Origin of the sequence: Flavobacterium frigoris, assembly GCF_900111075.1 — a bacterium.
Lineage (GTDB): Bacteria > Bacteroidota > Bacteroidia > Flavobacteriales > Flavobacteriaceae > Flavobacterium > Flavobacterium frigoris.
In genome coordinates, this window is the sequence record NZ_FOFZ01000005.1 from 1 (window position 1) to 12318 (window position 12318).

8 protein-coding genes and 1 tRNA gene are annotated in these 12318 nt (G+C 36.4%); 3 read left to right on the forward strand and 6 right to left on the reverse strand.

The genetic code is table 11. From position 1 onward, the window contains the following. Positions 1-190 precede the first annotated feature (190 nt). The 4 genes from BMW63_RS08465 to BMW63_RS08480 all read right to left on the reverse strand — a co-directional run bounded on the left by BMW63_RS08465 (position 191) and on the right by BMW63_RS08480 (position 2670). Positions 191-266: transfer RNA gene (locus tag BMW63_RS08465), tRNA-His, on the reverse strand. 75 nt (positions 267-341) lie between these two features. Continuing rightward, a complete protein-coding gene (gene bshB1 / locus BMW63_RS08470) occupies positions 342-1058 on the reverse strand; it encodes a bacillithiol biosynthesis deacetylase BshB1 (protein ID WP_074723038.1) in 717 nt (238 codons plus the stop codon). 66 nt (positions 1059-1124) lie between these two features. Further along, positions 1125-2186, reverse strand: a complete 1062-nt coding sequence (locus tag BMW63_RS08475; RefSeq protein WP_074723039.1) for an isochorismate synthase — start codon at positions 2184-2186, stop codon at positions 1125-1127. A 46-nt stretch (positions 2187-2232) separates the two neighbouring features. After that, entirely contained in the window at positions 2233-2670 is a 438-nt protein-coding gene (locus BMW63_RS08480) for a PaaI family thioesterase (protein ID WP_074723040.1), read from the reverse strand. A 140-nt stretch (positions 2671-2810) separates the two neighbouring features. Between BMW63_RS08480 and BMW63_RS08485 the strand changes: the two genes are divergently transcribed. The 3 genes from BMW63_RS08485 (at position 2811) to purL (ending at position 10190) form a co-directional block, all read left to right on the forward strand. Continuing rightward, positions 2811-4325, forward strand: a complete 1515-nt coding sequence (locus BMW63_RS08485) for a hypothetical protein (RefSeq protein ID WP_074723041.1) — start codon at positions 2811-2813, stop codon at positions 4323-4325. A 245-nt stretch (positions 4326-4570) separates the two neighbouring features. Beyond that, a complete protein-coding gene (locus BMW63_RS08490; RefSeq protein WP_074723042.1) occupies positions 4571-6403 on the forward strand; it encodes an endonuclease in 1833 nt (610 codons plus the stop codon). A 112-nt stretch (positions 6404-6515) separates the two neighbouring features. Further along, positions 6516-10190: a phosphoribosylformylglycinamidine synthase gene (gene purL, locus BMW63_RS08495; RefSeq protein WP_074723043.1), complete on the forward strand. Its 3675-nt coding sequence runs from the start codon at positions 6516-6518 to the stop codon at positions 10188-10190. Positions 10191-10511: 321 nt separating this feature from the next. On the opposite strand, the gene BMW63_RS08500 is transcribed toward purL, so the two are convergent. Both BMW63_RS08500 and BMW63_RS08505 read right to left on the reverse strand, forming a co-directional pair. Next, positions 10512-11462 carry an NAD(P)H-dependent flavin oxidoreductase gene (locus BMW63_RS08500; RefSeq protein ID WP_074723044.1) on the reverse strand — a complete coding sequence of 317 codons (951 nt, stop codon included), beginning with the start codon at positions 11460-11462 and terminating at the stop codon, positions 10512-10514. A gap of 316 nt (positions 11463-11778) precedes the next feature. Continuing rightward, positions 11779-11994, reverse strand: coding sequence for a hypothetical protein (locus BMW63_RS08505; protein ID WP_074723045.1), 216 nt, complete (start codon positions 11992-11994; stop codon positions 11779-11781). Between the last annotated feature and the right edge of the window lie 324 nt (positions 11995-12318).

The window sequence follows — 12318 nt, forward strand, 5'->3', positions numbered from 1 at the left end:
AATTTAGAGGCGTGAGAAACATTGAGTTTTTCCTTTTTAGGCTAACTAATATATATGCCTAATTTTTGCTACTCCACAGGTTTTCGTTATGATCCCAAAAAAAGCTTTGAAGTGATTCAAAGCTTTTTTTTGTTATCTTCACTTTACTACACAAAAAAAGCCTCGAATTTCTTCGAGGCTTTTGCCTTTTGGGTGGAAGACGGGGCTCGAACCCGCGACCCTCGGTACCACAAACCGATGCTCTAACCAACTGAGCTACAACCACCATAATGCTTAGCGGTGGCAAAGATACAACATAAGTTCACTTTTGCAAATAATTTTTTCAAAAAAAAACAGGAAATTTAGATCAAATCCCCTAAACTATTGACTGCCAAATATCTTTCTACTGTAAAACCTTCCGCATAATCTACTCCTGCAAGTCTACCTAGGTCCTGCGAGCGATAATTCAGGCTTTCAAAGAAGTTTTTAGAGGTAATTGGCGACTCGGGCTCTTTAGAATCCTTATCATAAAACTGAGAACCATAAGCCAATATCGACTCTATTTTTTTAGCTGTAAATCCTGTAATATCCACAACAAAATCTGGTTCAATGTTTTTCCATTGAATGTAGTGGTAAACTACTTTAGGTCTCCATGCCTGTTGCTGCTCTCCTTCTAATTCTGTTTCTATCTTTCTCAATCCAGATAAAAAACAAGCGTCAGAAACTAACTTGCTCCCTTTCCCGTGATCGATGTGACGATCATCAATTGCATTGCACAATACAATCTCGGGACGGTACTTCCGGATCATTTTAATAACCTCACGTTGGTGTTGTTCGTCATTGACAAAAAAACCGTCACGCATCTCCAGATTTTCCCTAGCAGAAACCCCTAGAATTTTTGCAGCAGCATTTGCTTCCTGATCTCTAATTGCAGCTGAACCTCGAGTTCCTAATTCGCCCCGAGTCAAATCGACAATCCCAACTGTTTTCCCTAAGGATATTTCTTTTAAAATGGTTCCCGAACATCCCAATTCTACATCATCTGGATGAGCTCCAAAAGCTAATATGTCTAATTTCATTTTTATCTTTTTTTGTGTCTTTTTCTACCTTCATTTTTCTTCCTTGTAACCTCTTTTATGCTCTTCCTATAACATCCTTTTCATTGTCAGCGACTTATTAACGCTTTCCTCCCACTCTTTTCTTGGATTGCTGTCTTTTGTAATACCACAACCCATATACAAATGTGCCTGATTATCCTTGATTTTCATACATCTTAAATTGACATACAAATCAGATTTTAAAGTGGTTTTATTAAATCCTTCTTTGTTTAATTCGCCAAGAAAACCTGTATAATACTCTCTGTCATAGCCTTCGTTTTCCAAAATAAAAGTCTTTGCTTCTTGTTTAGGTAGCCCACAGACTGCTGGCGTAGGATGCAAAACAGAAATTACCTGTTTCAAATTTGAATTGTCGTTTAATACGCCTTCAATATCTGTTTTAATATGCAATAAACTACCGGCTTTTATAGCATAAGGACTTGAAATCGAGACTTCTGAAGTTAAGTCTTTTAAATTATTTAAAATGAAGTCGGTAACAAACTGCTGTTCTTCCATTTCTTTTTTCTCCCAGATTGCTTTGGCTAAACCCTGGCTTGTTTGTGTTCCTGCTAATGCCATAGTAGAAAATTTCTTGTCATTCGCTTTAAGCAATCGTTCTGGGGTTGCTCCCATCCACAAACCAACTTTTGGGTGAAACCAACAGTAGCAAAAAGCATTTGGATAGCTTTGAATTAGTTTTTCGAACACAGTAACTAAATCAAAATTAGCCAAGTCAATGATTTCTTTCCTAGACACCACTACCTTTTTAAAAATGCCCTCCACTATAGCATCAATTCCTTTTTGAACTAGAGATTCAAAATGTTCTTGATCTTGCTTATTTTCCGATTTTACAACATCAATATCAGGAATTTCTTCAATGGAAGTTACCAATTCACTCCATTTTATGGATTGATCATAAGGAATCAGTACCATTTGGCTTCCTTCAAAAGGAGCAAAAACAAAACCAGCCTCCTCAAAGTTTTCAGCAAAATACAAATGATCATTTTTCTGAAAATAACCCACCACTTTAATATTATCTGGCTTTTTGTATAGTACGAAAGGTAAGTTTTGCGACTCTTGTTGTTTTACTTTGATAAAAAAATCAATCATATTTACTTTATTATAAACCGAAGTTTTAATTAATAAAAAAGTCCCGTTATTCTTGTTTTCTGATACGTTTTGGCAAAACCATATTGGTCAATTTGCAAAGCGAAATAAGAGTGTCATTTTCATCGACAATACGTATTTCCCACAAATGAATACTTCGCCCTTTATGAATAATCCTCGCCGTCGCAGTGACTATCCCGTTGCGTTTTGCCTTTAAATGATTTGCCGAAATCTCAATTCCACGTACTTCACTCAGCTCTGGATTAATAAATAAAAATGAAGCTGCACTACCAACACTTTCCGCCAAGGCAACCGAGGCGCCCCCGTGCAATAAACCCATAGGCTGATGAACAGTTGGATTCACGGGCATTGTTGCTGTCAAAAAATCTTCACCAGCATCAATATACTCAATATTTAGGGTGTCCATTAAAGTGTTTTTAGAAATACGATTACAATATTCCAGTATCTTTTCTTTATCGAATGTCATGAATTTTATTTTAATTGATTGTAAAAATAATTAAAAGATAAGATACAAAAATTAATTCCAATATTTATTCTACGATCAAATTGAAAATCCGTGACAGTTCCCAATGAGTTTTTTCTTATTTTTACACAAAATCAAACGAAATGCGTACTTTCTCTCTATTGCTTTTTATCGGAATATTGTTGTCTGTTTGTTCATGTCGTTCTGATTTTGAAACGGTTGCCAGCACTGGAGATTTAACTTTTTCAAAAGACACTATCTATCTGGATACCGTTTTTAGTAACATCGGTTCCAGTACCTACCGACTCAAAGTTTACAATAAAAGTAAAAATGATATTAGCATTCCCACGATAAAACTGGCAAAAGGGCTAAATTCTAAATACCGCATGACCGTGGACGGAATGCAAGGAAGCGAAGGGAAATCATTTAAAAACATCGACCTACTTGCAAAAGATAGCTTATATATTTTTATAGAAACCACTGCCAATAGCACCGATACCAACCCAACTGATTTCCTATATACTGACCAAATTGAATTTGATGCCGGAACAAATTTACAAAAGGTAGAGTTAGTGACGCTTATCCAAGATGCCATTTTCTTATATCCAAAGCGCTTTGCAGATGGTACTACCGAAACACTGCCGCTGGGTGACGAAAAAATATATGGTTTTTATCTAGATGAAAATGACCCCGTAAACGGAAACGAGCTCGTATTTAATAATCAAAAGCCGTATGTTATTTACGGCTACGCTGCGGCTCCCTCAGGGAAAAAAGTTGTTTTTAATGCCGGTTCTCGTGTTCATTTCCATGCTAACTCTGGACTTATCGTGAGTAATAACGCCTCAATAAACATAAATGGCTCCAAATCAAATTCAGCGCTATTTGAAAATGAAGTCATTTTTGAAGGCGATCGTCTGGAACCTGAGTATTCAGATGTTCCCGGCCAATGGGGAACGATATGGCTTACAGACGGTAGCACAAATAACGTCATAGACCATTTGACTATTAAAAATGCTACCATTGGTTTACTGATTCAAAACAATGATGGAACAACAGTATCCATAAAAAATACCCAAATTTACGATTCGTCCAATTATGGGATCTTAGCTCAAACAGCAAAAATCAATGGAGAAAATATTGTAATTAATTCTGCAGGACTAGCGAGTTTGGCTTGTTCTTATGGTGGGAATTATAAATTCACTCATTCCACGTTCAATAATAACTGGAATAGTTCGTCCCAAGTGGCCGTTGCAATAGATAATTTTATTGAAGGTGCCATTCCTGAAGTTAAAGACCTAACACAAGCCACTTTTAACAACTGCATTATTTATGGCTCATATTCGAACGAATTAAGCTTAACTAAAAAAACAACGGCTACATTTAACTATCAATTCAACAATTGCCTGATAAAGTATGATGCTACAACCACAAATCAGGATTACCAATTCACGACTGACGCCACTCACTATACTGGTATACTTTTAAACCAAAGCCCTAAGTTTTATAAAGCTTCTCAAAACAAACTTACTATCGACGAAACTTCCGGCGCTCTCGCAAAAGGGAATTCGGCCTATTTGATTCCGTTAGATATTTTAGGAAACACAAGAACTACTCCTCCTGACTTAGGTGCGTATCAAAACAAACCTTTTCCTAAATAACTCTCATTCCAACTGTAGAAACGCTAATCTCTACTCCAACCTCTTTTAATAAATATTCCTTTAAATACACAACATATAGTAACTACTGTAAGATAATTAACAAAAATAGTAAACATTTCATAACATACTGTACTCCTAAAACATTTAGATTTGCCAACATCTAAAAAGTCAAATTCAAAAAATTCCGTCTTTTTGAACCTTCTTTTTGGATGCCCTAATTAACAAATCAATTTAAATTAAATTTTATGAAAAAAACCTACTCTTTTCTCTTTTTATTATTCTTCACAGCAGCTATTGCCCAAATACCATCGGGTTATTATGCAACAGCCACAGGAACATCTTACACACTGAAAACTCAATTGTACACTATTATTAAAGGCCATACGGATAATGGTTACGGTGGACTTTATACTACTTATCAAACATCGGATGTCGATAATTTTTATGAAAATGATGGTACTGTTTTAGACATGTATTCTGAAAAACCAAACGGCACTGATCCTTATAATTATTCAACAGGATCTACACAACGATGTGGTAACTATTCCACGGAAGGGGATTGCTACAACAGAGAACATATCATTCCACAATCTACTTTTGGTTCAGCGGCTCCCATGGTTTCTGATGCGCACTTTATCACCCCAACGGATGGAAAAGTAAACGGACAAAGATCCAATTATCCGCATGGAACTGTAGCAACAGCAACCTGGACTTCGCTTAACGGAAGTAAATTAGGTTCTAGTTCCGTTTCTGGTTATGTAGGAACTGTTTTTGAACCAATTGACGAATTTAAAGGAGACATTGCCCGAATGTATTTCTATTTTGCCACTCGTTATGAAACTACTGTTTCTGGTTATGCTTACCCCATGTTTAATGGAACCAGCACTCAAGTCTTTACAACTTCATTTTTAAACATGCTCCTAGCTTGGAATGCCTTAGACCCAGTTAGCCCAAGAGAAATTGCCCGTAACAAAGCAATTTATGTTACTCAAAATAATAGAAATCCATACATTGACCATCCTGAATATGTTCAGCAAGTATGGAATCCAACTGCTGATACTACAGCACCTTCAAATCCTACTAATTTAGTATCTTCAGGAACAACACAAACAACAACTAACTTATCTTGGACTGGCTCAACTGATAACGTAGCCGTAACAGGATACAATGTTTACCAAGGAACAAGCTTAAAAGCTACCGTTACTGGAACTTCATACGCCGTTACAGGATTAACAGCCGCTACTGCTTACACTTTTTCAATAAAAGCAAAAGATGCTGCAGGAAACATTTCGGCTTCAAGCAACTCGGTAAATAGTACTACTACAGCTGCCACGGGCTCAACAACTGAATTATTATTTTCAGAATATATTGAAGGTTCATCAAACAACAAAGCGCTTGAAATTTCAAATGCTACAGGTATCGCCATTAATCTATCTGTTTATAGTGTGAAAAAACAAACTAACGGTGCTGGATCTTGGAGCTCAGGAATCGCCTTAAGCGGAACATTAAATAACGGAAGTAAATTTACTTTGGTAAACAGCTCCATGTCATCAAGTTGTTATCCTACAAGTTCAGCAACTATTTCTACTGCTGCTGCCGAAATGACTTTCAATGGTAATGATGCTGTCGGTTTATTTAAAAACGGAGTGCTTATCGATATCATTGGTACCTTCAATGGTGGAACAGCAAACTTTGCCGCTAATGTAACCTTAAGAAGAAAAACAACCATAACTGGCCCAAAAACAACTTTTAATAAAACAGCTGAATGGGATTCTTATGCAGCAGATACTTGTAATAATCTTGGAAGTAAAATAATTTCTAAAGAGGCTAAAGAAGAAATAGTTATAGATGGAAACGATGTCACGATATATCCAAATCCTTCAAACGGTAGCTTCACGATAGACAATTCAAACAAAGCCTTTTCTGTTGAAATTTATAATCTTTTAGGACAAAAAGTTTTTGAAAGTAATAATACTAATGGAACAGCTTTATCAGTTTTACACCTAGACAAAGGACTGTATTTAATAAAAATAACGGATGACGCAAAAACTTCTGTTAAAAAAATCATTATCAATTAGTTGACACAAAAATAACATCCATTTTAAAAGCGGCAATTATGCCGCTTTTTTTATTAGAAATTTTAATCTTAATTGACTAAATTTGCACCAAAATACAACAAACTACACAACAATGATCCATTTCTTTGAAAACCAAAGCAAAACTGTTTTTGCAGTACAAACGCAAAACGAAATTTCAGCTCAAGACATTTCAAAATTAAACTGGCTTTTTGCCGACTCAAATAAAATTGAAAAATCCGTACTAACGGATTTTTTTGTTGGTCCCCGCGCCGCTATGGTCACTCCTTGGAGTACTAATGCCGTTGAAATTACCCAAAATATGGCCATTTCAGGAATCATCAGAATTGAGGAGTTTCATTATGCTAAAGCTGATTCTGAGGATTTTGATCCGATGCTTTCGCAAAAATATTCCGAGTTAAATCAAACAATTTTCACTATCGATATCGCACCAGAAGCCATTTTGGATATTGATGATATTGCAGCTTACAACAAACAAGAAGGATTGTCTTTAAGTCCAGAAGAAGTAGAATACCTTGATAACTTAGCTGTTAAAATAGGTAGAAAACTAACTGATTCTGAAATATTTGGTTTTTCACAAGCCAATTCAGAGCATTGTCGTCACAAGATTTTCAACGGGAAATTTGTTATTGATGGTGTAGAAAAAGAATCTTCTTTATTCAAAATGATTAAGAAAACATCGTTAGAAAATCCTAACGACATCGTTTCAGCATATAAAGACAATGTAGCTTTTGTAAAAGGGCCACGGGTAGAACAATTTGCTCCAAAAAGCGCAGACAAACCTGATTTTTACCAAGTAACAGAATTTGATTCGGTTATTTCCTTAAAAGCAGAAACACATAATTTCCCAACTACGGTAGAGCCTTTCAACGGAGCTGCAACGGGTTCAGGTGGAGAAATTCGTGACCGTCTAGCAGGTGGACAAGGTTCATTACCTATGGCAGGAACAGCAGTTTATATGACTTCTTATTCTAGATTAGAAGACTCATTCGACTCCGCTCAGAGTAGTCGCCCATGGGAAAACGGAATGGCCGAGAGAAAATGGTTGTACCAAACTCCAATGGATATTTTAATCAAAGCCTCAAACGGAGCTTCTGATTTTGGAAACAAATTTGGACAACCACTTATTACTGGTTCTGTTCTGACTTTCGAACACGAAGAAGATGCTCGTAAATTAGGTTTCGACAAAGTGATTATGCAAGCGGGTGGAATTGGTTACGGAAAATTAGAACAAGCGATCAAAAAAATACCACAAACAGGAGACAAAATTGTTATCCTGGGAGGAGAAAATTATAGAATCGGAATGGGTGGAGCTGCGGTTTCTTCTGCTGATACAGGAGCATTTAGTTCTGGTATTGAGTTAAACGCTATCCAACGTTCGAATCCAGAAATGCAAAAAAGAGTGGCTAATGCTATTCGTGGATTGGTAGAAAGCAATGAAAACCCAATCGTATCCATTCACGATCACGGTGCTGGAGGACACTTAAACTGTCTGTCAGAACTAGTGGAAGATACCGGAGGTTTAATTGATTTGGACAAATTGCCTGTAGGTGACCCTACTCTTTCGGCAAAAGAAATCATCGGTAACGAGTCTCAAGAAAGAATGGGCTTGGTTATCGGTCAGAAAGACATTGACACCTTACAAAAAATTGCCGATAGAGAGCGTGCTCCTATGTACCAAGTAGGTGACGTAACCGGAGACCATCGTTTTACTTTCGAATCAAAAACTACGGGTGCTAAGCCAATGGATTTTGCTTTGGAAGACTTTTTTGGAAGTTCGCCAAAAGTGGTGATGACCGATTCTACTATCGAAAGAAAATATGCTGATTTAGATTATTCGAAAGATAAAATCTCAACCTATTTAGAACAAGTGCTTCAATTAGAAGCAGTAGCTTGTAAAGACTGGTTGACAAATAAAGTAGACCGTTGTGTGGGTGGTAAAGTAGCCAAACAACAAACTGCAGGACCATTGCAATTGCCGTTGAATAACTGCGGTGTAATGGCTTTGGATTATAACGGAAAAGAAGGAATTGCTACTTCTATAGGGCATTCGCCTGTAGCCGCTTTGCTTGATCCTGTTGCAGGAAGCAGAACTGCTATTGCCGAGGCTTTATCGAATATTGTGTGGGCTCCAATTAAAAACGGTTTAGACGGAATATCACTTTCGGCTAATTGGATGTGGGCTTGTAAAAACGAAGGAGAAGATGCTCGTTTGTACGCCGCCGTAGAAAGTTGTTCGAATTTTGCAATCGAATTGGGAATCAATATTCCAACAGGAAAAGACTCCCTTTCGATGAAACAAAAATATCCAAACGAAGAAGTAATTGCTCCGGGAACGGTAATTATTACTGCCGGTGGTAACTGTACCGATATCAGAAAAGTGGTAGAACCTGTCCTTCAAAGAGACGGAGGTTCAATATATTATATTAATTTATCGCAAGATGAGTACAAACTAGGTGGTTCTTCACTTGCACAAACGTTGAATACTATCGGGAAAGACGCACCAACAATTAAAGATGCAGCCTTTTTCAAAAGAGCCTTCAATACCATTCAAGAATTAATATTGGAAGACAATATTCTTGCAGGACACGACATAGGAAGTGGTGGTTTGATTACTACCCTTTTAGAAATGTGTTTTGCTGATAATAATTTAGGTGCCAAAATAGATTTCTCTGTTTTTGAAGAGAAAGACATCATCAAATACTTGTTTTCAGAGAATATCGGAATCGTGTTCCAAGCCAAAGACGATGTGGCTTTAGAGAATAAACTAAACACAAATGGAGTTTCTTTCTACAAATTAGGAACAGCAACTTCCGAAGCAACTTTAGACTTTGGCCCTTGCAAATTAGACATTGCGAAATACAGAGACGTTTGGTTTAAAACTTCGTTTTTATTAGACCAAAAACAATCTAAAAATGGAACGGCACAAGCGCGTTTTGACAATTACAAAAACCAAGCATTAAACTATACTTTCCCAACACATTTCACAGGAAAAAAACCTGTCATCTCGAGCGGAGTCGAGAGACCAAAAGCGGCAATTATCCGTGAAAAAGGAAGTAATTCTGAACGCGAAATGGCAAATGCGATGTACCTTGCGGGTTTTGATGTAAAAGACGTTCACATGACCGATTTGATTTCAGGTCGGGAGACATTAGAAGACATTCAATTCATCGGAGCTGTTGGAGGTTTCTCTAACTCAGATGTATTGGGTTCAGCCAAAGGTTGGGCAGGAGCATTTAAATACAACGAAAAAGCAAATACTGCCTTGAAAAACTTCTTCAAACGAGAAGATACTTTGTCTGTTGGAATTTGTAATGGTTGTCAGTTGTTTATGGAATTGGAAGTAATTAATCCAGAGCACGAAGTACACGGAAAAATGTTGCATAACGAAAGCCACAAACACGAAAGTATCTTTACTTCGGTAACGGTACAGGATAACAAATCAGTGATGTTGTCATCATTAGCAGGAAGCACTTTAGGAGTTTGGGTTTCACATGGTGAAGGTAAATTCAACTTACCAATGGGTGAAGGAAATTACAATATCGTAGCTAAATATGGTTATGAAGGTTATCCAGCAAACCCGAATGGTTCTGATTTCAACACAGCTATGTTATGTGATACAACAGGTCGTCACTTAGTGATGATGCCACACATTGAACGTTCTACGTTTCAATGGAACTGGGCGCATTACCCAAAGGATAGAAACGATGAAGTTTCCCCTTGGCATGAAGCCTTTGTGAATGCCAAAAAATGGATTGACAAAAAATAAAATTCACACTTTATATATAGAAAGCGTTCTCGAAAGAGAGCGCTTTTTTTGTGGGATATAGTTAACTATTTTTTGGGCGTGCCCCAAGGGTCAGGCTATTCGCTACAATCTCTCTCGTCTCGTTTTAAGAACGAGACGAGAGAGGATTTCCGCTGCTATCCTTCACGCACTCCAAAAGAAAAATGATTCAAGTAGAATAATCCAACTCTTAACCGATATAATTGCTTTTTGAACAAAAAAAAACATTCCTAATAATCCATTGCGTAATGATACAGAAATGACTTATTAGGAATGTAAATCCAATAAATAGGGTTTGTAAAACTACACCGTTAATGTATCAACGATTGCATTAACTGGTCGTATTGCAGTCGTGTTTTCAATAGTCGGCCCGGCAACCCAAACCGTTTTGTAGGTAAATTCAGTAGCTGCTTTAGTTACAGCGTTAGATCCCATTATGTATCGGATCATTTTAACCCACTTTTTCAAGCTTTTATTTTTATTTAAAGTGCTTTCTAACCACGTTTGTTTAGTTCCTACTTTTTGAATGTAAGGCGTATTAATGACCGTACAAGGCGTCCCCGATATTTTCTCAGTCAAGACAATATCTTTGGCACCATAATCAACACAGGCTTGTTTGTATTCCTCAGAAACTCCAGACTCAATCGAGGCTATAAAAGGACTCCCCACAGATACGCCTATCGCACCATAGCTTAACATTTTATCTAAATCTAATTTAGTACTCACTCCACCAGCAGAGATCACTGGCAATCCAGTGTTTTCATTCAATTCTTTAATCAGTTGCTCCGGAGATTGTGGTCCTCTATGACCTCCAGCCAAATTGTTAACAGCAATAATAGCATCAGCACCTAGACTTTCTACTTTTTTGGCGAAAGCCAAATCGGTAACATCACAAAAAACTTTAATTCCTACTTTATGAGCTGCCTTAATGGTTTCTTCTGGTGAACCTAAAGAAGTAATTATAAAATCTACTTTTTCTTCACATAGAACGGCTAATTGATCCTTGTATTTGATATTTGATTTATTCACAATCAAATTATAACCAAAACTACCTCCTACTACTTTAGCTGCCTTAAGTTCTATAACGGAAGCGCGAAGTTCCTCTAATGTGCGGTAATTTAGGGCTGGGATACAACCTGCCACACCCGATTTCATTCCTTCAATTACCATTTTAGTATTTGAAACAAGAAACATAGGCGCCATTATCAGTGGTCGATCAATATTCAATAGAGAAGTTAACGTAGGCTTAGTCATTACTTAAAGTTTTAATTCGAACAAATATAACTAAATATACTATGCACGCCTACTATTTATAAAGTAAAGACAAAGAACACAAGAATTGCATCTAACATACCACTATAAAACCGCGCATATTTTCGAATATTATTAAAAAAAGGAGTATAAAGTGTTTAAATACTTTATACTCCTTTTTAGATCTGACAACAGTATTTAGCATCAAAAAAACTGATAGCTTTACTGTATTATAGGATACTCCCTTGAAACATTACTGATCTCAAAGGGCCAACCATTTTGAGACAATACTCAAATTATTATGTTTACACCAAAACTACTATAACAATACGGCTTCCGTTACATTTTCCTCAATGTCAATTTCGACATTAGCCATAAAAATTTCAGGTTCCCTCACAGTTAGCCAATAATCGGCGATAATACTCAAAACGACATCTTTTAAACCGCTCAACGAGCTCTCAACTTGATGTTCTTCGTCTTTAATTACTTCAATAAGCAATTCGTTTACTTTTCTAATTTTTTCTGAATTCGTCATCGTGTTTATTAATTAATTGCTGTCTACACAGTATTATTAAATGTCTAAAAATTTCTAAATATTGGAACTTAATATCTTAAATGACTTCACATTAAAGCATATTCAAATCTCGTTTATTTTCGCAATAAAAGTAAATGAAATAACTTTTTATGACAATACCCACTTTTAGTGATATTTCAAATAAAATACTTCTTGAAATTAGCGAATAAAAACTGTTTAGAGTAAACCGTGGATATTAGTATGCTTATTTTTCGCTACAACTGCCGTATTCTTATAAAATTATTTAAATAATGATTGTATTTTCACTATCTATTTTTTAACAAT

Bases quoted from the DNA above. Each gene is read 5' to 3' on its own strand.
- BMW63_RS08500 (WP_074723044.1), bottom strand. From the start codon at position 11,462: ATGACTAAGCCTACGTTAACTTCTCTATTGAATATTGATCGACCACTG.
- BMW63_RS08485 (WP_074723041.1), top strand. From the start codon at position 2,811: ATGCGTACTTTCTCTCTATTGCTTTTTATCGGAATATTGTTGTCTGTT.
- bshB1 (WP_074723038.1), bottom strand. From the start codon at position 1,058: ATGAAATTAGACATATTAGCTTTTGGAGCTCATCCAGATGATGTAGAA.
- BMW63_RS08475 (WP_074723039.1), bottom strand. From the start codon at position 2,186: ATGATTGATTTTTTTATCAAAGTAAAACAACAAGAGTCGCAAAACTTA.
- purL (WP_074723043.1), top strand. From the start codon at position 6,516: ATGATCCATTTCTTTGAAAACCAAAGCAAAACTGTTTTTGCAGTACAA.
- BMW63_RS08480 (WP_074723040.1), bottom strand. From the start codon at position 2,670: ATGACATTCGATAAAGAAAAGATACTGGAATATTGTAATCGTATTTCT.
- BMW63_RS08505 (WP_074723045.1), bottom strand. From the start codon at position 11,994: ATGACGAATTCAGAAAAAATTAGAAAAGTAAACGAATTGCTTATTGAA.
- BMW63_RS08490 (WP_074723042.1), top strand. From the start codon at position 4,571: ATGAAAAAAACCTACTCTTTTCTCTTTTTATTATTCTTCACAGCAGCT.